Annotated in this window: 18 protein-coding genes and 2 pseudogenes; 8 read left to right on the top strand and 12 right to left on the bottom strand. The window is 71.6% G+C overall.

Features of this window, described 5'->3' with window-relative positions; all coding sequences use genetic code 11:
• Nucleotides 1–47 precede the first annotated feature (47 nt).
• The 4 genes and pseudogenes from ACIRU3_RS14635 to ACIRU3_RS14620 all read right to left on the bottom strand — a co-directional run bounded on the left by ACIRU3_RS14635 (nt 48) and on the right by ACIRU3_RS14620 (nt 2,458).
• The gene (locus ACIRU3_RS14635; RefSeq protein WP_404056025.1) at nt 48–809 is read right to left on the bottom strand and encodes an MBL fold metallo-hydrolase; all 762 of its coding nucleotides are present in this window, start codon (nt 807–809) and stop codon (nt 48–50) included.
• A 38-nt stretch (nt 810–847) separates the two neighbouring features.
• Nucleotides 848–1,320, bottom strand: a pseudogene (locus ACIRU3_RS14630) (DUF6368 family protein).
• A 92-nt stretch (nt 1,321–1,412) separates the two neighbouring features.
• On the bottom strand, nt 1,413–2,000 hold the full coding sequence (locus ACIRU3_RS14625; protein WP_404056023.1) for a TIGR03086 family metal-binding protein: 588 nt from the start codon (nt 1,998–2,000) through the stop codon (nt 1,413–1,415).
• A complete protein-coding gene (locus ACIRU3_RS14620; RefSeq protein ID WP_404056022.1) occupies nt 1,997–2,458 on the bottom strand; it encodes a DUF6010 family protein in 462 nt (153 codons plus the stop codon). Before ACIRU3_RS14620 ends, ACIRU3_RS14625 begins: the two co-directional genes overlap by 4 nt.
• 143 nt (nt 2,459–2,601) lie before the next feature.
• Between ACIRU3_RS14620 and ACIRU3_RS14615 the strand changes: the two genes are divergently transcribed.
• Entirely contained in the window at nt 2,602–3,837 is a 1,236-nt protein-coding gene (locus ACIRU3_RS14615) for an MFS transporter (RefSeq protein ID WP_404056020.1), read from the top strand.
• On the opposite strand, the gene ACIRU3_RS14610 is transcribed toward ACIRU3_RS14615, so the two are convergent.
• On the bottom strand, nt 3,774–4,937 hold the full coding sequence (locus ACIRU3_RS14610; RefSeq protein WP_404056019.1) for a hypothetical protein: 1,164 nt from the start codon (nt 4,935–4,937) through the stop codon (nt 3,774–3,776). The two genes, ACIRU3_RS14615 and ACIRU3_RS14610, sit on opposite strands and share 64 nt — an antisense overlap.
• The gene (locus ACIRU3_RS14605) at nt 4,934–5,875 is read right to left on the bottom strand and encodes a 5-dehydro-4-deoxyglucarate dehydratase (RefSeq protein ID WP_404056017.1); all 942 of its coding nucleotides are present in this window, start codon (nt 5,873–5,875) and stop codon (nt 4,934–4,936) included. The genes ACIRU3_RS14610 and ACIRU3_RS14605 overlap by 4 nt, the downstream gene beginning before the upstream one ends.
• Nucleotides 5,876–6,131: 256 nt before the next feature.
• Here ACIRU3_RS14605 and ACIRU3_RS14600 point away from each other — a divergent pair, with 256 nt between their 5' ends.
• The 7 genes from ACIRU3_RS14600 to ACIRU3_RS14570 all read left to right on the top strand — a co-directional run bounded on the left by ACIRU3_RS14600 (nt 6,132) and on the right by ACIRU3_RS14570 (nt 13,476).
• The gene (locus tag ACIRU3_RS14600) at nt 6,132–6,941 is read left to right on the top strand and encodes an NAD-dependent epimerase/dehydratase family protein (RefSeq protein WP_404056016.1); all 810 of its coding nucleotides are present in this window, start codon (nt 6,132–6,134) and stop codon (nt 6,939–6,941) included.
• Nucleotides 6,942–7,221: 280 nt separating this feature from the next.
• Nucleotides 7,222–7,992, top strand: coding sequence for a DeoR/GlpR family DNA-binding transcription regulator (locus ACIRU3_RS14595; protein ID WP_404056014.1), 771 nt, complete (start codon nt 7,222–7,224; stop codon nt 7,990–7,992).
• 91 nt (nt 7,993–8,083) lie between these two features.
• Nucleotides 8,084–9,454 carry an ABC transporter substrate-binding protein gene (locus ACIRU3_RS14590; protein ID WP_404056012.1) on the top strand — a complete coding sequence of 457 codons (1,371 nt, stop codon included), beginning with the start codon at nt 8,084–8,086 and terminating at the stop codon, nt 9,452–9,454.
• Nucleotides 9,451–10,389, top strand: coding sequence for a carbohydrate ABC transporter permease (locus ACIRU3_RS14585; RefSeq protein WP_404056010.1), 939 nt, complete (start codon nt 9,451–9,453; stop codon nt 10,387–10,389). The genes ACIRU3_RS14590 and ACIRU3_RS14585 overlap by 4 nt, the downstream gene beginning before the upstream one ends.
• On the top strand, nt 10,386–11,231 hold the full coding sequence (locus tag ACIRU3_RS14580) for a carbohydrate ABC transporter permease (protein WP_404056008.1): 846 nt from the start codon (nt 10,386–10,388) through the stop codon (nt 11,229–11,231). Before ACIRU3_RS14585 ends, ACIRU3_RS14580 begins: the two co-directional genes overlap by 4 nt.
• Nucleotides 11,228–12,217: a zinc-dependent alcohol dehydrogenase family protein gene (locus ACIRU3_RS14575; RefSeq protein ID WP_404056006.1), complete on the top strand. Its 990-nt coding sequence runs from the start codon at nt 11,228–11,230 to the stop codon at nt 12,215–12,217. Before ACIRU3_RS14580 ends, ACIRU3_RS14575 begins: the two co-directional genes overlap by 4 nt.
• 71 nt (nt 12,218–12,288) lie before the next feature.
• Nucleotides 12,289–13,476, top strand: a complete 1,188-nt coding sequence (locus ACIRU3_RS14570; protein ID WP_404056004.1) for a TerD family protein — start codon at nt 12,289–12,291, stop codon at nt 13,474–13,476.
• A 65-nt stretch (nt 13,477–13,541) separates the two neighbouring features.
• On the opposite strand, the gene ACIRU3_RS14565 is transcribed toward ACIRU3_RS14570, so the two are convergent.
• From ACIRU3_RS14565 to ACIRU3_RS14540, 6 genes and pseudogenes are all read right to left on the bottom strand, one after another.
• Nucleotides 13,542–14,108 carry a TetR/AcrR family transcriptional regulator gene (locus ACIRU3_RS14565; protein WP_404056244.1) on the bottom strand — a complete coding sequence of 189 codons (567 nt, stop codon included), beginning with the start codon at nt 14,106–14,108 and terminating at the stop codon, nt 13,542–13,544.
• 114 nt (nt 14,109–14,222) lie between these two features.
• Nucleotides 14,223–15,227, bottom strand: a pseudogene (locus ACIRU3_RS14560) (1-aminocyclopropane-1-carboxylate deaminase); the annotation flags it as partial.
• 23 nt (nt 15,228–15,250) lie between these two features.
• Nucleotides 15,251–15,898: a GntR family transcriptional regulator gene (locus ACIRU3_RS14555; protein ID WP_404056002.1), complete on the bottom strand. Its 648-nt coding sequence runs from the start codon at nt 15,896–15,898 to the stop codon at nt 15,251–15,253.
• A gap of 102 nt (nt 15,899–16,000) precedes the next feature.
• Nucleotides 16,001–17,584, bottom strand: coding sequence for a TROVE domain-containing protein (locus ACIRU3_RS14550; RefSeq protein WP_404056000.1), 1,584 nt, complete (start codon nt 17,582–17,584; stop codon nt 16,001–16,003).
• 498 nt (nt 17,585–18,082) lie between these two features.
• Nucleotides 18,083–19,543 carry an alkaline phosphatase PhoX gene (locus ACIRU3_RS14545; protein ID WP_404055998.1) on the bottom strand — a complete coding sequence of 487 codons (1,461 nt, stop codon included), beginning with the start codon at nt 19,541–19,543 and terminating at the stop codon, nt 18,083–18,085.
• Between the two features lie 242 nt (nt 19,544–19,785).
• Nucleotides 19,786–21,213, bottom strand: coding sequence for a hypothetical protein (locus tag ACIRU3_RS14540; protein WP_404055997.1), 1,428 nt, complete (start codon nt 21,211–21,213; stop codon nt 19,786–19,788).
• Between the last annotated feature and the right edge of the window lie 95 nt (nt 21,214–21,308).

The raw sequence follows: 21,308 nt of genomic DNA, 5'->3' as shown, positions 1-21,308 counted from the left end.
CGTCAATGCTTCTGACAAAAGAAGTCGGGGGTGCCGGAACGAGTTGCTCAGACGGTGCGGGTGTCGCCCTCGACGGCGGTGTACGTGGGCCGGCCGGCGGCTTCGGCCGCACGGGCGGTGGCCGCCTCGCGGGTGAGCGTGGGGCCGACATGGGTGACCAGCAGCTCGCGTACGCGCGCGTCCCGGGCGATACGGCCGGCGTCCTCGGGCGTCAGATGGACCTGTCGCAGATGTTCGCCACCACGATGCTCGTCGATGTCCGCCTCGCACAGGAACAGGTCGGCGCGGGAGGCGAGTTCGGTGAGCGCTGGGCAGGGCCCGCTGTCTCCCGAGTACGCCAGCACGCTGCCCTGGCACTCGGCGCGGAGCCCGTACGCCTCGGTGTCGTGGGCGACGGCGCGGGCGGTCAGGCGGAGGTTCCAGTGCCGGACGTCATGGCCGTCGTACAGGTCCCGGAAGTCGAAGACGCCTTTCAGGAAGTCGGTGTCCGGGCGGCCGAAGAAGCCGGCCAGGCGGCGCGCGCAGTCCTGGGGCGCGTACACCGGGACCGGCGCGGACGGGGTCATCCCGCCGAAGGCGAAGGCGTAGGCGGCGGCGAGCAGGTCGGCGCTGTGGTCGGCGTGCAGATGCGAGATCCAGATGGCGGTGAGCCGGGCGGGATCCGTGTGCCGCTGCAGTGCGGCGAACGTACCGGGGCCCGCGTCCACCCATACCTCGGCGCCGCCGCCGGACACCAGATAGCCGGAGCAGGGCCGGTCCGGGCCCGGATGCGGCGAGGCGGCGCCGAGGACGGTGAGGGTGAGCGGCATAGGAGGGAGAGTACCGACGCCCCGCGACCGGCTCCGGCTCATTTCGCCAAGCAGAACCCGGGATGCCCCGGCCAGGCGGCAAGAAACCCGGCGTCGCCCACATGACGGGCGCAGCGCTCGCCGTCCCCCGTGTCGTACGACACCTCGGTCAGCAGGCCCGGGAAGGACGAGGGCCCCTCGAAGAGCATGCCCTCGAAGCCGGCCGGCGCGCCGGGGCGCCGGGCGAGGGTGAGGGTGAGGGCGAGGTGCCCCGGGACGCGGTGGTTCGCCGCGCCGAGAAGCCGGCGAGGACGACGAGCCCGGGCACCGGTGGATGCGGGAAGGCCGAGTGGTCCTCGTCGTCGGCGGGGATCCGGGCGTCCACTTCCAGGGTGAAACTTCCGGTCCCGTCGGCGCCCGCCCGGACCGGTCCGAGCGGGCGTGCGTCCGTGATCCAGAAGTCGGCGCTTGCGTCGTGCCCGGTCCGGACGGGGTCGCAGAGGGTCTCCAGCCAGGGGAGGAGGCCGGTCACGACATCCTGCGCGCCGCGCCCCGCGTCGAACAGCCGCAGTCCCACGACCGGCCCGCCATGCCGTCCCCCGCTCCCCGTCCGGATCGGTGGTCCTACGGCCGCCACCCGGGATCCCGCCCGCTCAGTCCCACCGCCCGGTCCAGCAGCGGCTCGGCGTCGGGGACCGGCACGACCGGACCGAAGAGGCCGTTGCCCCGGTTCGGTGCGTCGACCGCGGCCAGAAGGAAGACGTGGGCCGAGTCGAGGGCGGCGGGGTCGGGGTCGTAGGAGAGGCCGGTGGCGCGGGCCAGGTCCCAGCCGTGGATCACCAGTTCGTCGGCGACGATCGTGCCCGCGATCGCGCCGGGCAGGTCGACCCCGCCCGCACGGGTCATGCCCGTCCAGGCGGCCGGGTCGCGCCAGGCGTCGGCGAGTTCGTCCAGCGCCTTGGGCAGTTCCTCGCGCCAGCCGGGACCGATGTCCGGGACGACGACGTTCGGCTGGGTGTCGGTCGTCCTGCCGAGGTCCTTGCGGGCGGCGTCGCGGAAGGCGACGGACAGTCCCAGCAGGTGGCCCAGCAGATGGCGTACCGCCAGGTCCGGACACGGCGTGGGGCCCGACAGCTGGTCGTCGGTCACGGTCTCGGCCAGCCGCGCCACGATCCGGGTCTGGGGACCCAGGTCGAGGATGGTGTCGGTCATTGCTTGCTCCTCGGAGTTCGCGCTGCCTGTACGGAGGGGTGACCGGCCGACTCGCGGAAACTCATCGGTGCCGTGCGGCCGCGCAACCACTTCCAGGGTTCCCGGCCGCCCCGGAAGCACCACAGCGCGATCACCGGATCGCACAGCGCGCAGCCGAAGGACGAGTCGTGGGCGAACGGGACGATCGGGTGGCCCTTGAGGTGGTGCACGATGTCCCAGGCGGTGTGCAGCAGCCAGCCGATACCGATGAAGGTCCAGGAGTCCAGGCCCCGGTAGGCGACGTAGGTGGCCACCACGGTGAACGCGAACTCCCAGCCGCCGAGGCCCCCGCCGCTGAGGTAGGCGGCGCCCGCGCCGGCGACCATGACCGCGTTGAGACGGCGCCGGTGGGCTTCGGGAACGAGCGACATGAGCAGGACGTACAGCAGACCGATGATGATCGGGGAGATGTAGCGCATGCGCTCGAAGGTAGGCGCGGGGCCGCGGCCGCCCCAGGGGCGTCGGTGACAGGTTCCGACGGATTCTCGCCGCCGCGGGCCCGGTACGGATAGGGCGGGTGACCGATCCGCGCGCACCCCCCTTAGGGCCACGATGACCGGGCATGACGACTTCCTGGACCGTGCTCCGCGTGCTGCGGGACCGCAATGCGCGGCTGTTTCTGACAAGTGTGGTGGTGTCCGGCTTCGGCACGTCCTCGCTGTGGCTGGCGTCGGGCGTGTGGGTCAAGGACCTCACCGGTTCCAACGGCCTGGCCGCCCTGTGCATGCTCGCCCTGTGGGCACCCGTTCTGGCCGGCCCGGCGCTCGGCACCCTCGCCGACGGCTTCCGCCGCACGTCACTGCTCATCACCGTCGACCTCGGCCTGGCCGCCTTGCTGCTGACCCTGTTCGCGGTGGACTCCGCGGGCCGCCTGTGGCTGCTGTTCGCCGTGCTCTTCGGGTACGGCGCCGCCGGCGTCGTACACGACGCCGCCGAGTCGGCCCTGGTCACCGCCACCGTCGACCCGGCTCTCCGCGGCGATTTCAATGGGCTGCGCATGACGGCCAACGAGGGGATGAAGCTCGTCGCTCCGCTGACCGGAGCGGGCCTCTACGCGGCCTTCGGCGGCGCGGCCGTGGCCTGTCTCGACGCGCTCACCTTCGTGCTCGCCGGCGGGCTGTGCGCCCTTCTGCGCGTGCGGGAGGAGCGGCCGGCCCGGTCCGGCGGCGGCCGGTGGCGGCAGACCACGGAGGGCGTCCGCCACCTGTGGGGTCACCCCGGGCTGCGTCCGCTGGTCCGCGCGGGGGGTACGACGATGCTGCTCGCCGCTCTGAGCAGTACGACGGTGTATGCCGTCGTGGAGCGCCTCGGGCACTCCCCCGCCTACGCGGGCGTGCTGTACGCCGTCCAGGGCGCCGGCTCGGTGGCGGTCGGCCTGGTCTCGGGACCGGCGCTGCGGCGGCTCGGCGGGCGCCGGTTCGCGGCGGCCGGGATCGCGCTGACGGCGGCCGCGGTGGCCGCTCGGGCCGCTCCGTCGGACCCGGTGGCCCTGGTGTCGGCGGCGGCGGTCGGCCTGGGCCTGCCCTGCGTGTTGATCGCCGCGCTCACCGCCGTCCAGCGTGAGACCCCCGGGCCACTGCTGGGCCGGGTGACCGCCACCGCCCAGACCGTGATGTTCGCGCCGAACGTGATCGGGCTGGCCGTCGGGGCCGGACTGGTCGAACTCTCCGGCCCCGGGCTGCTGTTGCCCCTGTACGGCCTGGCCCTGCTCCTGACGGCCGCCGCGCTCGCCGCTCAGCGCACGGACAGCGCCTCGCGCACCGCCGCCAGGTCCCCGTCCGACGCCAACCCGGCGTGATACAGCCGCAGTTCCGTCGCCCCCTGGGCACGCGCGCGTGCCGCGTCGGCCGCGAGCGTGCCGGGGCTGCCGCCCATCCCGGAGACCACCGTGAAGTTGGCGGCCAGGACCGTCCGCTCGCGCGCCTGCTCGGCGAAGGGCGCCAGCAGGGCCGTACCGCTCGTGCACGGCACCACCACACCGTCCGCGACGGAGAGGATGTGGCCGGGGTCGACGCCGACGTTGGCGCCGCAGTGGTACGGCACCGGGTCCGCGTGCAGCAGGACCTGGAAGCCGTCGGGTGCGGCGGCGCGTACGGCGCTGACGGCCTGTTCCTGGAGGGTGCGGGCGGTGCCGTCGCGCCACGCGCGCGTGGCGGCCGCGGTGTCCTGGCCGAGGAGCTTCTCGACCGTCGGCCAGCCACCGTCGTCCGCCGCGCCGCGCCACAGCGGCTCCAGGGCGTTTCGTACGACGGCCGCCAACTCGTCGGCATCGAGGCCGTGTTCGCCGTACCCGGCGCGGCAGGCCGGGCAGAAGCAGAGTGACATCAGGTACTGTCCGGCGTCCCCGAGGCCGACCCCGGAGGTCTTGTCGTGGGCGTGCAGGTGCTGGAGTCCGTACCAGCCGAGGGACTCCAGTTCGGTGCCGTGGGCGCCGGGGCGGACGGCGGCCTCGGCGGCCAGGTCGACCAGGTACGCGCGCGTGGCGGGCTGGGCGATGCAGGGGGCCCACGGGTAGCGGTCGCCGTAGGCGTTGACGACCGAGGTGTCCGGATGTTCGGCGCCCAGGCGGGAGTTGTGCGCGAGGACGACCCAGGTGTGCACCTCCAGGCCGGCCGCCGCGAGCGCCTCGGCGGCCTCTCCGTAGGCGTTTCCGGGGGCCCAGCGTCCGGCGGGGTACGGGCGCAGTCCGCGACCCGACCAGCGGTTGCCGACGGGATGAAGGACGGCCGCGTACTCGGCGGTGACGATGCGGTGGCGGGGGTGGCGGGGGGTCAGCGCGCGGGTGGAGTGATAGGCCGACGCGAGGGTCACCTGCCGTACACCGAGTGCGGCGATCCGGGCCGGGGCCTCCGGGTCCCCGTTGACGTCCCAGGGGTAGACGAACGCCGACGCCTTCACGCGTCCTCCTCCAGCAGCGCGTAGCCACGCTCGATCAGCTGAGCGAGCTGCTTGACATGGCCCTCGCCCGGCTCGTGCAGCGGGGGCCGGACCTCGCCCACGTCCAGGCCGCGCAGCCGTACGCCCGCCTTGACGAGCGAGACGGCGTAGCCGCGTCCCTGGGCGCGCAGCTCCACGAAGGGGCGGTAGAAGCCGTCCAGGAGGCGGCGCACGGTGTCCTGGTCGCCCGTCTCCAGGGCCCTGTGGAAGGCGAGGGCGATCTCGGGGGCGAAGCAGAAGACCGCGGAGGAGTAGAGGGTGATGCCGAGGGCTCGGTAGGCGAGCTGGGTCTGCTCGGCGGTGGGCAGGCCGTTGAAGTACAGGAGGCCGCCGGGAACCTCGGTGCGGACGGCGCTGACGATCCGCTGCATGAGGTCCAGGTCGCCGAGGCCGTCCTTGAGACCGATGATGCCGTCGGTGCGGGCGAGTTCGACCACGGTCGGCGGGGTGAAGACGGCGTTGTCGCGCTGATAGACGATCACCGGCAGGGGGGTGGCCGCGGCGACCTCGCGGTAGTGCCGCAGCAGGCCCTCCTGGCCCGCGAGCACGAGGTACGGCGGCATGGCCAGGAGCCCGTCGGCGCCCGAGCCCGCGGCGAGACGCGCGTAGCGGACGGCGAGCGCGGTGCCGTAGCCGGCGCCCGCGATCACCGGGACGCGCCCCCCGGCCGCCTCGACGGCCGCCCGGACGCAGGCCTCGAACTCCTCCGGCAGCAGCGCGTGGAACTCCCCGGTGCCGCAGCAGGCGAACACGGCGGCAGCACCGGCCTCGACGCCCCGGCGCACATGGGTGCGGTAGACGTCGAGGTCCACGGAGCCGTCGGGGCCGTAGGCGGTGACGGGGAAGAACAGCGGCCCGCTCGGGTCGCGGAGCCGGGCGGCGAGAGGGGCTGGCGTCACGGGCGCTCCCTGTCAGTGCATGTCATCGGTGCATGTGTCTGATCGGCGTCCATATTTCTGAACGCCCTCACACTACGGAGCCGTCGCAAGGACGGTCAAGCGGGCAAACCATCAACACGGCAGCGGATTTCCGCACTCCACGGCACACTTGACCAGGAACCCCGGCCTCTCTAGCGTGTCCACGAATGTGAATCCCGTCCACACATACGATCGCCTGGCATTCATGACACCGCCAAGGACATCAAGGAGATCGAGGATGCCCGCTCCCCGCACCCTTCTGCTCACCGGCGCCGCCGGCGGACTCGGCACCCTGATGCGATCCCTGCTGCCGGAGCACGGCTACACGCTGCGCCTGCTCGACGTGCGCCCCGTCGAGGACGCGCCGGACGCCATCACCGCGGACCTCGCCGACAAGGAGGCGCTGCGCGAGGCGGTGCGGGGCGTGGACGCGATCCTGCATCTGGCGGGCATCTCCCTGGAGGCGCCCTTCGAGAAGATCCTGAGGTCGAACATCGAGGGCACCTACAACCTGTACGAGGCCGCCCGCCTCGAAGGCGTGCCGCGGATCGTCTTCGCCTCCTCCAACCACGCCGTCGGCTTCACCCCCGCCCCGCGCGAGGGCGACCCGCTGATCCCGGTCGACACCCCGCGCCGCCCCGACACCTTCTACGGCCTGTCCAAGTCCTTCGGCGAGGACCTCGCCCAGTTCTACTGGGACAAGTACGGCCTGGAGACCGTCTCCGTGCGCATCGGCTCCTGCTTCCCGGAGCCGACCGGGGTGCGCATGCTCTCGGTGTGGATGAGCCCGGCCGACGGCGCCCGCCTCTTCGACGCGGCCCTGACCGCCGAGGGGGTCGGCCACACCGTGGTCTACGGGTCCTCGGCCAACACCCGGCTGTGGTGGGACCTGACGACCGCACGGGCGCTCGGCTACGAGCCGCGGGACGACTCCGAGCCGTACGCCGAGAAGCTGATCGCCGAGCAGGGCGAGCTGGACCCGGAGAACCCGGCCCACAGCCACCTGGGCGGGCACTTCGTGAGCGACCCGCCCATCTGGCCGTACTGACCGTCTCCACTGACCGTCTCCACAACGGCGGAAAACGATCGCTCACGGCGGCGGGCGGGCACCGAACGGACCCGCCCGCCGCCGCGTTCGGGCATCGGGACCGCCCGCTCCCACCCCTCGCCCGGGCAGTCGCACAGGTCCGAGGCGGGCTCAGCACTCCGCAAACGGGCACACACGGGCAGTATCGGGCCCGCAACAGGCCTGGTCAGTGCCGCACACCCGCTGTAGAACTTCCCCCATGGGCCCGAACGGGCAGAGCCGCGGGGAAGTGGGTGACGACATGAGCATCAGGACGGCGGAAGAGCGCCAGCGCGAGATCGTGCGGGCCGCGCGCGCCACGGGCTCGGTCGACGTCACCGCGCTCGCCACCCAGCTGGGCGTGGCCAAGGAGACCATCCGGCGCGATCTGCGTGCCCTGGAGGACCACGGACTGATCCGCCGTACGCACGGCGGCGCCTATCCGGTCGAGAGCGCCGGCTTCGAGACGACGCTCGCCTTCCGCGCCACCAGTCACGTCCCCGAGAAGCGCCGGATCGCGGCCGCCGCGGCCGAACTGCTGGGGGACGCGGAGACGGTCTTCGTCGACGAGGGCTTCACCCCGCAGCTCATCGCCGAGGCCCTGCCGACGGACCGGCCGCTGACCGTGGTCACCGCGTCCCTGCCGGTCGCGGGCGCGCTCGCCGAGGCCGAGAACATGTCGGTCCTGCTCCTCGGCGGCCGGGTCCGTGCCGGCACGCTGGCCACCGTCGACCACTGGACGACGAAGATGCTGGCCGGCTTCGTGGTCGACCTGGCCTACATCGGCGCCAACGGCATCTCCCGAGAACACGGTCTGACCACCCCGGACCCCGCGGTCAGCGAGGTCAAGACCCAGGCCATCCGGGCCGCGCGGCGCACCGTCTTCGCGGGTGTGCACACCAAGTTCGGGGCGGTCAGCTTCTGCCGGTTCGCCGAGGTCGGCGCGCTGGAGGCGATCGTGACGAGCACACAGCTCCCGGCGGCCGAGGCCCACCGCTACTCCCTGATGGGCCCGCAGGTCATCCGGGTCTGACAAACAAATCCGAAAAGCAAACTCGCCCGCCCACAGGGCTCCTTCATACCGATAGCCATCCTATATATACCGATACATCCAGGAGCGATCCATGCGAACCCAGAGCCGACGGAGGCCGAGAGCCGCGCTCGCCATGGCCGCCGCAGGGACGCTGCTCGCCCCGCTGCTCTCCGGCTGCTGGGTCGGTGCGGGCGGGTCCGGTTCAGGCGGCGACTCCATCAACGTCCTGATGGTCAACAACCCTCAGATGACGGAGTTGCAGAAGCTCACCGCCGCGCACTTCACCAAGGAGACCGGCATCCGGGTGAACTTCACCGTCCTGCCCGAGAACGACGTCCGCGACAAGATCAGCCAGGACTTCGCCAACCAGGCCGGCCAGTACGACGTGGCCACCCTGTCCAACTACGAGATTCCGATCTACGCCCGCAACGGCTGGCTGCACGAGATGGACTCGTACACCGCCGAGGACCCGGCCTACGACGAGAAGGACGTCCTCAAGCCCATGCGCCAGTCCCTCACCGGCGGCGACGGCAAGCTCTACGGTCAGCCCTTCTACGGCGAGTCGTCCTTCCTGATGTACCGCAAGGACGTGTTCGCGGCGAAGGGCCTGACGATGCCGGCGCACCCCACCTGGCAGCAGGTCGCCGTCCTTGCGGCGAAGGCGGACGGCGCGCGGTCCGGCATGAAGGGCATCTGTCTGCGCGGGCTGCCCGGCTGGGGCGAGCTGATGGCACCCCTCACCACCGTCGTGAACACCTTCGGCGGCACCTGGTTCGACAAGGACTGGAAGGCCCGCCTGGACTCCCCCGAGTTCGAGAAGGCGACAAAGTTCTATGTCGATCTCGTCCGCGCTCACGGTGAATCGGGCGCGGCCCAGTCCGGCTTCGCCGAGTGCCTCAACAACATGACCCAGGGCAAGGTCGCCATGTGGTACGACGCCACGTCCGCGGCCGGCCTGCTGGAGGCGAAGGACTCCCCGGTCAAGGGCAAGCTCGGCTACGCCCCCGCCCCTGTGGAGAGGACGGACTCCTCCGGCTGGCTCTACACCTGGGCCTGGGGCATCCAGAAGGCCTCCCGCAACCCCGACAAGGCCTGGAAGTTCGTCTCCTGGGCGTCGAGCAAGGGCTACGAGCAACTGGTCGGCGAGACCAGCGGCTGGTCCGACGTCCCGGCGGGCAAGCGGGCATCGACATACACGAACGCCGACTACCGCAAGTCGGCCGCCGCCTTCCAGGAGATGACCAAGGAGGCCATCGAGAGCGCCCGCCCGGGCGACCCCGGCGTCCAGCCGCGCCCCGCGCCCGGCATCCAGTTCGTCGGCATCCCCGAGTTCACGGACCTCGGCACCAAGGTCTCCCAGGAGATCAGCGCGGCCATCGCCGGACGCCAGTCCACGGACGCGGCCCTGAAGAAGTCCCAGCAGCTCGCCGAGAAGATCTCCAAGGAGTACGAGGGACGATGACAGCGACGACAACGGCCCCCCTCGCGACCACCCAGGCAAGAACCGTGAAACAGCCCTCGGCCCGACTGCGCGCCTGGGCCACCCGCGCCCCGCTCCTCCCGGCCCTGGTCTTCATGATCGTGGTGACCCAGCTGCCGTTCGTGGCCACGGTGGTCATCTCCTTCTTCGACTGGAACGCCCTCTACCCCAAGGCCCGCCGCTTCACCGGAGTCGACAACTACCGCCAGGTGCTGACCGACACGGACCTGCGCCACTCGGTGTGGACGACCGTGCTGCTCACGGTGGCGGTGGTGCTGGCCAGCCTGGTCCTCGGACTGGCACTGGCCCTGCTGCTGGACCGCAGGTTCCGCGGCCGGGGCGTCGTACGCACCCTGCTCATCGCCCCGTTCCTGGTCGTCCCCGTGGCCGCGGCCCTGCTCTGGAAACATGTGCTCTACAACCCCGAATACGGCCTGCTCAATGGGTTGTTGCACTATGTGGGCGGCCCACAGCCGGACTGGATCTCGCGCACCCCGCTGCTCGCGGTCGAGGCCTCCCTGGTGTGGCAGTGGACGCCGTTCATGATGCTGATCCTGCTGGCCGGGCTGCAGAGCCGGGACCAGCAGCAGATCGAGGCCGCCCGGGTCGACGGCGCGAGCGACTGGCAGATCTTCCGCCATCTCACCCTGCCCCACCTGCGCCGCTATCTCGAACTCGGCGCCCTGCTGGGCTCGATCTACATCGTGCAGAACTTCGACGCGGTGTTCACGATCACCTCCGGCGGCCTCGGCACCGCCAACCTGCCCTACACCGTCTACCAGAGCTTCTACCAGGCCCACGAGAACGGCCTCGCCTCGGCCGCGGGCGTGCTGGTGGTCATCGGCTCGATCGTCATCGCGACCTTCGCCCTGCGCGTGGTGTCGTCCCTGTTCCGCGAGGAGGTGTCCCGCGCATGAGCGCAACCGTCGTGAAGCGCACGGCACGCAGGGGACTCGGCCTGGGCCTGATGGCCTGGCTGGCCGGCATCGTCTTCTTCCTGCCCATCGCGTGGATGGCCCTGACGTCCTTCCACTCCGAGGCGGACGCGGCGACCAACCCGCCCTCCCTCACCGCCTCCCTCACCCTGGACGGCTACCGCGAGTTCTTCGGCACGGGCGGCGGGGCGAGCCCGTGGCCGGCGCTCATCAACTCCACGGTGGCCTCGCTGGTCTCGACGCTCTGCGTGCTGCTGCTCGCCCTGCCGGCGGCGTACGCACTGTCGATCCGGCCGGTGAAGAAGTGGACGGACGTCCTGTTCTTCTTCCTGTCCACGAAGATGCTGCCGGTCGTGGCGGGCCTGCTGCCCGTCTACCTGTTCGCCAAGAACGCCGGAATGCTCGACAACATCTGGCTGCTGGTCATCCTCTACACCTCCATGAACCTGCCGATCGCGGTGTGGATGATGCAGTCCTTCCTCGCCGAGGTGCCGGTCGCGGTGATCGAGGCGGCGCGGGTGGACGGGGCCCGCCTGCCGGTGATCCTCGCCCGCGTGGTGGCCCCGATCGCCCTGCCCGGCATCGCGGCGACCGCCCTGATCTGCTTCATCTTCAGCTGGAACGAGCTGCTCTTCGCCCGGGTCCTGACGGGCGTGGCCGCCGAGACCGCCCCCGTCTTCCTGACCGGCTTCATCACCAGCCAGGGCCTGTTCCTGGCCAAGGTGTGCGCCGCGTCGCTCGTCATCTCCCTGCCGGTGCTCGCCGCGGGGTTCGCCGCCCAGGACAAGCTGGTCCAGGGCCTGTCCTTGGGAGCCGTGAAATGAAGGCCGCCGTCATCGAGTCCGTGGGCCGAGCCGTCGTCACCGAGGTCCCGGACCCGACGCCAGGGCCCCGCGAGGTCGTCGTCGAGGTCGCCGCCTGCGGCCTGTGCGGCACGGACCTGCACATCCTCCAGGGCGAGTTCGCGCCCAAGCTGCCGATCGTCCCCGGACACGAGTTCGCGGGCGAGGTGGTCGGGGTCGGCACCCAGGTCACGGAGGTCGCGGTCGGCGACCGGGTGGCCGTGGACCCCTCCCTGTACTGCTACGAGTGCCGCTACTGCCGTACCGGCCACAACAACCTGTGCGAGCGCTGGGCCGCCATCGGCGTGACCACGGCCGGCGGCGCGGCCCGCTACGCGGTGGCCCCCGTGGCGAACTGCGTGAAACTGCCCGAGCACGTACGCACCCAGGACGCGGCCCTGGTGGAGCCCCTGTCCTGCGCGGTACGCGGCTACGACGTCCTCCGGTCCCGCCTCGGCGCACACGTCCTGATCTACGGCTCCGGGACCATGGGCCTGATGATGCTGGAGCTGGCCAAGCGGACGGGCGCGGCGAGCGTGGACATGGTGGACCTCAACCCGTCCCGTCTGGAGACGGCTCGCCGGCTCGGCGTCTCGGCCGCCGCGGGCGGCGCGGACGAACTGGACCGCCCGCAGGGCTGGGACGTAGTCGTCGACGCGACCGGCAACGCGGCGGCGATCCAGGACGGCCTGGACCGGGTGGCCAAGGCGGGCACGTTCCTGCAGTTCGGGGTGGCCGACTACGCGACCCGGGTGACGATCGACCCGTACCGCATCTACAACCAGGAGATCACGATCACCGGGTCCATGGCGGTGCTGCACAGCTTCGAGCGGGCGGCCGAGCTGTTCGCCAACGGGGTGCTGGACCCGGAGGTGTTCATCAGCGACCGGATCCCGCTGCAGCGGTACCCCGAGGCGCTGGAGCAGTTCGCGGCGGGGGTGGGGCGGAAGATCGTGGTGGTGCCCTGAGCCGATCGGGGGGCCGCTCGTCGGTAAGGGAACGGTAAAGCGGTGTCGTTCGTTCACCCGGCATGACAGCTATGACCCCTGGCTCGAACATCCCTCTGTCGGCCGCCCGCGTGACGGTGGACGTCTCCGCGCCGGTGCGGCTCGACGTGTCGGGCCTGCTGCTCACCGCCGACGGCAAGGTGCGCTCCGACAACGACTTCATCTTCTACAACCAGCCTGCCGGAGCGGGCGTGACCTACACGTCCGGCGGTGGCGCGGCGCCCGACGCGATCACGGTCGACACCGGCGCCGTGCCGCCGGACATCGAGAAGATCGTGGTCACGGCCAGCCCGGACGCGGCGGGCCAGACCTTCCAGGGCATCGAGCCGACGGCCACGATCCGGGACGCGGACGGCGGCTCGGTCCTGGCCACGTTCACGCCGCCGCAGCTCGGCACGGAGACGGCCCTGGTGATCGTGGAGATCTACCGGCGCAACGGCCAGTGGAAGGCCCGCGCCGTCGGCCAGGGGTACGCCGACGGACTGGCCGGCATCGCGACGGACTTCGGCGTGACGGTGGAGGAGCCCGCCGCGGCACCGGCGGCCGCACCGCCGGCGCCCGCCGCGCAGGCACCGGTCGCACCGCCCGTTCCTGCGGCACCGCCGGCACCGCCCGCTCCGCCCGCACCGGTGCCCGGCGCCGGGAAGATCAACCTGGACAAGGGCCGGGTCAGCCTCCAGAAGAACCAGACCGTGTCCCTGGTCAAGGGCGGGCGCCCGCTGCTCTCCCTCGTGCAGATGGGCCTGGGCTGGGAGCCCGCGTTCCGCGGCAAGGACATCGACCTGGACGCGTCGGTCATCGCCTACGGCCCGCAGCGCAACCCCGTCGACAGCTGCTACTTCGGCAAGCTGACCATCCTGAACGGCGCGGTCAAGCACTCCGGCGACAACCTCACCGGTGAGGGCGGGGGCGACGACGAGGTGATCACGGTCGACCTCGGCCGCATCCCCCAGGAGGTCACCGGCCTGGTCTTCACGGTCAACTCCTTCTCCGGCCAGAAGTTCACCGAGGTCGCCAAGGCCTACTGCCGTCTGGTGGACGCGGCCAGCGGCGAGGAACTGGTCCGCTTCGACCTCACCTCCGCCGAGCCCCAGACCGGAGTGATGATGGCCAAGCTCATCCGGCAGTTCTCCGGCGAGTGGGAGATGACGGCGATGGGCGAGTTCGTGAAGGCCCGCACGGTACGGAACATGGTCGACCCCGGAGCACGGGCCCTGTAGACCGTCGCAGGACAGCCGTCGGCGCGCCCCCGCAGGGTCAGGGGGCGCCCGAGAATCCGCTTCGGCTACGGTCGCAGTCCCTCGGTCAGCAGTGACAGATAGCGGCGGATCTGCTTCCCCTGCCCGTTCGCCAGCTCCGACGCCGATGCCACGCCGTGCGCCAGCCGCAGGATGTCGATCGGCTCGATGTCCTTGCGCAGGCTGCCCTCCCGCTGCGCCGCCTCCACGAGCCGCCGCGCCGCGTCCTTCATACAGGTGCCGCAGGCCGTGACCGCGACGGCACTGCCGTCGGTGACGGCCGAGCCGAGCAGCGCCTTCATGCCGCGCACCTCGATCGTCCCGGCGCACAGCTCGTTGAGCCACTCCACCAGCGCCTCGCCCGGCGGCAGTTCCGCGGCGAACTCGTCGGCGCGGGCCGCCATGGCCTCCATCCGGTCGACGTATGCGGCCTCCAGCAGATCCTGCCGGGTCGGGAAGTGCCGGTAGAGCGTGCCGGAGCCGACGCCGGCGCGCTTGGCGATGTCGTCCAGCGACGCGTTCTCTCCGTGCTCGGCGAAGGCTTCCGCCGCCACCTTCAGCAACCGCTCGTAGTTGCGCCGAGCGTCCGCACGCATGGGCCTGACCTGCGTCATCCAGATACTCCTCGCAATCCGGGGGCCCTCTCCGAATCTTATCGAGCGCTGAACGGAGACGGTCGCGCCGACGGTGGCCGCAGTCGTCATCACCGGTCGGCGCGGGCCCGCCTGGAAGAGGGCACTGTAGGCGTTGAGCGCGGGCTGTCCGCCGAGGTGGGCATAGAGCACGGTCGAGCCGGCGCCGATCTCGCCGCGCCGGACGAGGTCGATGAGCCCGGCCATGGACTTCCCCTCGTAGACGGGGTCGGTGATCATGCCCTCGGTCCGCGCGGCGAGCCGCATGGCCTCCAGCGTGGACTCGTCCGGGATGCCGTACGTTCCCGCGTGGTACCGCTCGTCCAGCTCGACGGTCGTCTCACCCTGCACCCCGATGAGCCGACCGGTGGCGCGGGCGATCCGGGCGATCTGCTCGCGGGTGCGGGCCGGTTCGGCCGAAGCGTCGATCCCGAGCACCCGGCGCGGCCGGCCGCCCGCCTCCTGCAGCGCGCGGAATCCGGCGACCATGCCCGCCTGGGTCGACCCGGTCACCGAGCACACGATCACCGTGTCGAAGAAGACCCCCGACGCGCGCTCCTGCTCGGCGACTTCGCAGGCCCACCGGGCGAAGCCGAGGCCGCCGAGCGGGTGGTCGGAGGCACCGGCCGGGATGGCGTACGGTTTCCCGCCCGCCGCCTCGACATCCCTGAGCGCCTGCTCCCAGCTCTCCTTGAAGCCGATCCCGAAACCGGCCCGCACCAGCCGCACCTCGGCCCCGGCGAGCCGGCTGATCAGAACATTGCCGACCTTGTCGTAAACGGAGTCCGGCCACTCCACCCAGCTCTCCTGCACCAGCACGCACTTCAGCCCGACGCGGGCGGCGACGGCGGCGACCTGGCGGGTGTGGTTGGACTGCACCCCGCCGATGGACACGAGGGTGTCGAAGCCCTGCGCGAGCGCGTCGGCGACCAGGTACTCCAGCTTGCGGGTCTTGTTCCCGCCGTAGGCGATCCCGGAGTTGCAGTCCTCCCGCTTGGCCCACAGGGCGGCACCGCCGAGGTGGGCGGTCAGGCGTTCCAGGGGGTGCACCGGCGAGGGTCCGAAGAGGAGGGGGTATCGCTCGAAGGAAGACAGGGACACGGGACCTCCTGGGTCGGGCGAAATCAGTCGGGGTCGGCGAGGTCTGCGAGCGTGCGCCAGATGCCGGCCGTGACCCGGACCGCGCCGACCACGTCACCGTCGGCGCAGGCCTCGATCAGCCGCTCGTGCAGCCCGGCCGAGCGGCACGAGCCCCCCTCGCCGAAGCGCCGCCGTTCCAGGCGGCGGATGAGCGGGGTGTATCGGGCCACGGTCGCTGCGGCCGCCCGGTTGCCGCTCACCCGGACCAGGACGTCGTGCAGTTCGTCGTCGGCACGCAGGGCCTCATCCACGTCACCCGCCCGTACGGCACCGGCGAACCGGTCGTTGGCCGCGCGCATCGCGTCGAGGTCCGCCGCCCGCAGCCGGGGTACGGCAGCCCGGGTGGCCAGCTCGTGCATGGCACCGACCACGGCCGCCGCGTCCCGTACATCGGCGGCGACCAGCGGGGTGACCCGGGTGTGACTCTGCGGCTTGCTCTCCAGCAGTCCCTCGTCCACGAGCCGCGCAAAGGCCTCCCGCACCGGCGCCCGGGAGAGCCCCAGACTCTCGGCGAGGTCGGCGTCCCGCACCACCGCGCCGGGCTCGATCTCCCCGGCCACGATGGCGTCCCGGATCGCCGCGCAGGCGCGGTCCCGGAGCAGGGTGCGGGGCACGGCTCGCAGGCTTTTCACAAACTAAAATGTTAGATATCAGTTGCCCGGCAGACAAGGGTGTGGCCCGCACCCCCCGTAGAAGTGCGGGCCACGATCAGGGCCGGCCGCGCCTGCCGCGGTTCAGGCCTCCCACGGCCAGTCGGCGTTCCTTGCCTGCTCCAGCAGCGGCACCATCCGGAAAGCCGAGTCCGAGAGACCGCCGAAGGTGTGCCTGTTCCCGGATCCCGACGGGCCGTGGCCCGCCCGGTAGCCCTCCAGGTTCCAGGTGTAGACCGGGATGCGGTCCGGGATCTGCTCGGTCGGGTCGCCGTGCCGATGCGGGGCGTACTGCTCGTCGGTGACGATCAGCACCCGGTCGTGCTTCCGGTAGTGCCGGCGCACCGCCTCGGTGGTGTCGGTGCCGCCCAGGTTGCCGAAGCGCTCCAGGATCTTCAGCACCGACTCGCCCTTGCGGAACTTCACCTCGGCGCTGGTCGAGCCGAACTCGACCAGGTCGGCGTCGGCCGCCCGCAGCGCGAGCGCCGTGCCGAAGACCGCCGCCGCGTCGGCCCGGGTGAGCTGGGCGCGGTCGGACACCTGCGACCAGAACATCGAGCCCGAACGGTCGACCAGCACCAGGGTCCGGCCCGGCAGCGCGGGCACGTTGGCCAGCGAGTGGCCGAGCGCCTGCTCCAGCGGGTAGGACCAGCGCAGCGACGGCGCATGCCGGTACGCCGACAGGTAGCGGAAGGGGAACTGCCGCGAGCGCGCCACCTGCTCCGGGTCGCTGATCTTCGCCGCGACCTCGGCGGCGACCTGGTCCGAGACCCCCGCCTCGTCGAAGTTCCGCAGGTTGCGGACCAGCGCCATCGCGCCCATGGACGGGATCACGGCCTCCCAGGCCGCCTTGTCCATCGGGCCCTGCAGCCAGCCGGCCAGCGCCTCCCAGGTGATGCCGGCCGCCGCCATCCGCCCGGCACCACCGGGTGCGGTGACGACGGCCCGCCGCTGCTCGACGGGCAGCGCCATCAGCTCGCGGCGCGCGGTGAGCACGGGGAGCGCGGCGGGCGGCACGGCGGTGTCCGGGTTGTGCCGCCGGTCGAGGGCGTACCGGAACAGCTCGCCCTGCCACGGCTTGTCCGGGTCCGGCGCCGCGTGCACGAGGTTGAGGATGTCGCCGAAGCGGTAGCCCTTGGACGCGGTGTCGTACTTGAGCAGCGACCTGGCGTGATAGAGGCGTCGTACGGCGTCGGCGACACCGCGCTTGACGGGCTTGGGGAGGGCCCGGCCGTAGGTCGCCGTCCAGTAGGCGAGCAGCTCGCCGGGCTCGTCCGGGCGCTGCAGTACGGAGTCCACGACCTGCCGGTTCGAGGGGCCGTCGGTCGCACCGGCGGTCAGCCGGGCGTGCACGTACTCGGCGGCGCCCACGAGGGAGGCCGTCCGCATGTTGCCCTCGCCGCGCAGCCAGCCGAGCAGGCCGGCCGTCCAGTCCGGGTCGCTGACGGCGAGGTCGCGGACGAGGCGGGTGAACCGCTCGTCGCGGTCGGCGCCGCTCTCGTAGAAGGTCTTCTGCGAGACGAAGTTGGAGACGGCCAGCAGGAACAGCTCCGAGCGCGGGTCGCGCTCCTGGCCCCGGCCGCCCTCGTAGGTCCGCAGGATGCGGCCCGTCGAGGTGACCGCCGAGGCCGGCCGCGCGCGGGCGGCACGCAGGTTGAATCGCGCCATGGTGAATTCCCCCGAATTCGTTTGCATTTCGGAGGGAGGCGCAGCAACTGGCACGTGTCCGAGATCAGGAGTCGGCGGCGGAGACAAACAGCCGCTCTACCACTGAGCTACAGCACCCCTCGGGTGCTGACGGGCGTCGAATCCCGCGACCTGCTGTCCCAAGAAGTATCCGCTGCCTGCGCACCGGACACCCACCATCTGCTGCGCCTCCCGAGATCAGGTCGGCGGCGGTTCTGGATTCTCTTTGCAAAAGAAGTAACCGCAGCCTGCGCACCGGGAGGTGCATGAAGTTTTCGGTGTCCAGAGATCGAGGTCGGCGGAACCGACGTGTGGTGCTCTAACCCCTGAGCTACACCGGCCCGTTGAGCCGGTGGCGGGACTCGAACCCGCGGCCTCCCCATTAAGAGTGGAAGTAGGTCCTGCCTGTCGCACCTGGACGAGGATCACTCTAGGAGAGGCACCGCGGGACGAGCGAGCGAATTAATTACCGCGCGACGGTCAGTTGCACTTCTGCCGCTTCCAGGGCCCCGTGATGGCGAGCATGATGCCGGGGGTCTGGATGTTGGCGAACAGGGTCTTTCCGTCGGGCGAGAAGGTGACGCCGGTGAATTCGCTGTACTCGGGCTCCTCTTCGGTGCCGATGTTCAGCTCGTTGCGGGCGATCGGGTAGGTGCGGCCGCTCTCGGTGGCGCCGAACAGGTGCTGGACACCCTCGCCGTCCTCGGCGATGACCAGGCCACCGTAAGGGGAGACGGTGATGTTGTCGGGGCCGTCGAAGGCGCCGTCCTTGGTCGGGTCGGGGTTGACACCGAGGAGGACCTTGAGGGTCAGCGTGCGGCGCTTCGGGTCGTAGAACCAGACCTGGCCGTCGTGCTGGACCGGGCTCTCCTCGCGGGCGAAGGAGGAGACGATGTAGACGCCGCCGTCGCCCCACCACATGCCCTCGAGCTTGCGGGCGCGGGTGACCTGGCCGGTGGTGAACTGCTTGCGCACGGATACGGTCTTGGCGTCACGGTCGGGAACGTCGACCCAGTCGACGCCGTACACGGTGCCGATCTTGGTGGCCCGGGACAGGTCGTCCACGAACTTGCCGCCGGAGTCGAAGCACTTGGCGGCCTGGAGGACGCCCGCGTCGTCGGCGAGGGTGCGCAGCTTGCGGCGGCCGTGGTGGAAGCCGGCCGGCGGGGTCCAGCGGTAGAGCAGGCCGTTGGGGCCCGCCGCGTCCTCGGTGAGGAAGAGGTGGCCGCGCTTGGGGTCGACGACGACGGCCTCGTGGGCGTAGCGGCCCAGCGCCTTGACGGGCTTCGGGTCGCGGTTGGCCCGGCGGTCCTCCGGGTCGACCTCGAACACATAGCCGTGGTCCTTGGTGAAGCCATTCTTGCCGGCCTTGTCCTCGGTCTCCTCGCAGGTCAGCCAGGTGCCCCACGGGGTGCTGCCGCCCGCGCAGTTGGTGGCGGTGCCGGCGATGCCCACCCACTCGGCGACCTCGCCGCCGCGGCGGACCTCGACCACGGTGCAGCCGCCGGCCGCCGCCGGGTCGTAGACGAGGCCCTCGGTGAGCGGCACCGGGTGCGGCCAGGTGGCCCGGGCGCCGGCCAGCTCGTGGTTGTTGACGAGGAGCGTGGTGCCCCGCGGGCCGTCGAAGGTGGCGGTGCCGTCGTGGTTGGACGGGGTGAACTCGCCCGACTCCAGCTTGGTCTTCCCGCTGTAGGTGATGACCCGGTAGTTGAAGCCCTCGGGCAGCGCGAGGATGCCGTTCGGGTCGGAGAGCAGCGGGCCGTAGCCGACTCCGTGGTGCCCGTGGTGCCCGTGGGCCGACTCGCCGTCCGCGCTCGCGATGTCGTCCGTGGCGGCGAGGGCGTTGGGTGCGCTGGCGAGGGCGCCGACGCTGCCCGCCAGCGCGACCCCCGCGCCGGTGATCGCGGATTTTCTGGCGAAGTCCCTGCGGGTGAGCGACATGGTGTCTCCTGTGACGGTCGGCGTGCCGTGGAGGGTGGGGGCCTCGGTTCGGCGCACACGCTCCCGCCCACTTTTGAACGGGAGTTGAACACGGGGCTACTTCAGAGTCCCCTGTTCCATGAATCCGTATGCATCGGCCCATGGCCACCAAAAGCACCAGCCGTGCCTACGCTCACTCCCGGCTCGCTCTCCCGGCGCGACGGCGCCCGGCGCGACGGACCGGGAGCGCCCCCCGGTGCCGCTCAACCCCCGTGCTGCGACCGGGCCTTGAAGGCGGCCTTCCTCGCCTCTTTCGCCACCTTCTTGTCCGGGTGCAGCCGCCCCATCGCCTCCAGCACATCCGCGGTGGCGGGATGCTCGACCCGCCACGCCGCCGCGAAGAACCCGCTGTGCTGCTCGGCCAGCCCCTCCACCAGCGCCTGCAGTTCCTCGGAGTTCCCCTCGGCCTGGAGCTGCGCGGCCACCGTGTCGATGGTCAGCCAGAACACCAGCTCCTGCGAGGGCGCGGGCACGCCGGAGGCGCCCCGCTCGCTCAGCCACACCCGGGCGAGCCCGCCCAGTTCGGGATCGCCGAGGACGTCCCGCAGCGCCGGCTCGGCCTGCGGGCCGACCAGGGACAGGGCCTGCTGACAGCGCAGCCTGCGCAGCGGCGCGCCCGTGTCCGCGCCCCGCGCGGCCGCCAGCAGCTCGTGTGCCGCGTCGAGGGGGTCACGCCGGGCGAGCCACTGCTCGGTCTCGGCCTGCGCGGCGGACTGGCCGAAGCGCGCGGTGCCGTCGAGCAGCACGTCCGCGCCCTTGTCGGCGAGTTCGCCGACCGAGGGGGCCTCGAAGCCGGCCTCCAGCAGCCGCGCCCGCAGCCCGTACACGCCGAGCGGGGTCAGCCGGACCATGCCGTAGCGGGAGACGTCGGTGTCGTCCACCGGTGCCGACGGTTCTTCGTCCGCATCGGCCATCAGGGCCTCGTCCACCGGCTGGTACTCGACCAGACCGATCGGTTCCAGCATCCGGAACTGGTCGTCGAGGCGCATCATCGCGTCGGACACCTGTTCGAGGACGTCGTTGGTGGGCTCGCCCATGTCGCCGGGGACGATCATCGAGGCGGCGAGGGCGGGCAGCGGCACCGTGCCTTCGCCCGCGCCGTCCTCACTGACGGTCAGCAGATAGAGGTTGCCGAGCACTCCGTCGAGGAACTCCGCCTCGGCCTCCGGGTCCCAGTCGAGTGACGAGAAATCGACCTCGCCGCCCTCGTCCATCGCGTCGACCAGACCGTCCAGGTCGGGCACGCCCGCGTCCGCGACGACGGTCTCCAGGGCGGCCAGCCACACCGACAGCACGTCGTGCGGTGAGCCGCCGGTGAGCACCGCCAGTTCCTCCCCGGCGGCGACGGTCCCGGCCTCCTCGTCCACGATCTCGACCAGTCCGGCGTCCACCGCCACCCGCCAGGCCTCGCTGGCGTAGGCGGCGGCGTCGTCGCCGTCGAGGCCGAGCAGCTCGGCGGCGGCCGGAAGCTGTTCCTCGGCCAGGCCGCCACCGGCGTCGACGCGGGTGTCGGGTCCGGCCCACCGGGCGAGGCGGGCGGCGCGGGAGAGCAACGGCGTGGACAGCGCGGCGCGCGCCAGCTCCGCTTCGGAGTGCAGCCGTACGGGCGGCAAGGGGGAGCTGTCTGACATCGGCTGGTTCTCCTCGGGCCGTGAAAGGACTCAGCCGCTCAGCCTAGACGGATTTCCACCCATGCCACCCGGTTCATCTCCCCGCCGGGGGTCGT

Origin of the sequence: Streptomyces sp. NPDC101151 (assembly GCF_044768335.1) — a bacterium.
GTDB lineage: Bacteria > Actinomycetota > Actinomycetes > Streptomycetales > Streptomycetaceae > Streptomyces.
The sequence above is the reverse complement of the archived record's forward strand: the minus strand, read 5'-3'. Positions and strand labels throughout refer to the sequence as shown.

Bases quoted from the DNA above. Each gene is read 5' to 3' on its own strand.
- ACIRU3_RS14545 (WP_404055998.1), bottom strand. From the start codon at position 19,543: ATGTCGCTCACCCGCAGGGACTTCGCCAGAAAATCCGCGATCACCGGC.
- ACIRU3_RS14565 (WP_404056244.1), bottom strand. From the start codon at position 14,108: ATGACGCAGGTCAGGCCCATGCGTGCGGACGCTCGGCGCAACTACGAG.
- ACIRU3_RS14575 (WP_404056006.1), top strand. From the start codon at position 11,228: ATGAAGGCCGCCGTCATCGAGTCCGTGGGCCGAGCCGTCGTCACCGAG.
- ACIRU3_RS14585 (WP_404056010.1), top strand. From the start codon at position 9,451: ATGACAGCGACGACAACGGCCCCCCTCGCGACCACCCAGGCAAGAACC.
- ACIRU3_RS14620 (WP_404056022.1), bottom strand. From the start codon at position 2,458: ATGCGCTACATCTCCCCGATCATCATCGGTCTGCTGTACGTCCTGCTC.
- ACIRU3_RS14540 (WP_404055997.1), bottom strand. From the start codon at position 21,213: ATGTCAGACAGCTCCCCCTTGCCGCCCGTACGGCTGCACTCCGAAGCG.
- ACIRU3_RS14580 (WP_404056008.1), top strand. From the start codon at position 10,386: ATGAGCGCAACCGTCGTGAAGCGCACGGCACGCAGGGGACTCGGCCTG.
- ACIRU3_RS14600 (WP_404056016.1), top strand. From the start codon at position 6,132: ATGCCCGCTCCCCGCACCCTTCTGCTCACCGGCGCCGCCGGCGGACTC.
- ACIRU3_RS14595 (WP_404056014.1), top strand. From the start codon at position 7,222: ATGAGCATCAGGACGGCGGAAGAGCGCCAGCGCGAGATCGTGCGGGCC.
- ACIRU3_RS14615 (WP_404056020.1), top strand. From the start codon at position 2,602: ATGACGACTTCCTGGACCGTGCTCCGCGTGCTGCGGGACCGCAATGCG.
- ACIRU3_RS14625 (WP_404056023.1), bottom strand. From the start codon at position 2,000: ATGACCGACACCATCCTCGACCTGGGTCCCCAGACCCGGATCGTGGCG.
- ACIRU3_RS14550 (WP_404056000.1), bottom strand. From the start codon at position 17,584: ATGGCGCGATTCAACCTGCGTGCCGCCCGCGCGCGGCCGGCCTCGGCG.
- ACIRU3_RS14570 (WP_404056004.1), top strand. From the start codon at position 12,289: ATGACCCCTGGCTCGAACATCCCTCTGTCGGCCGCCCGCGTGACGGTG.
- ACIRU3_RS14635 (WP_404056025.1), bottom strand. From the start codon at position 809: ATGCCGCTCACCCTCACCGTCCTCGGCGCCGCCTCGCCGCATCCGGGC.
- ACIRU3_RS14590 (WP_404056012.1), top strand. From the start codon at position 8,084: ATGCGAACCCAGAGCCGACGGAGGCCGAGAGCCGCGCTCGCCATGGCC.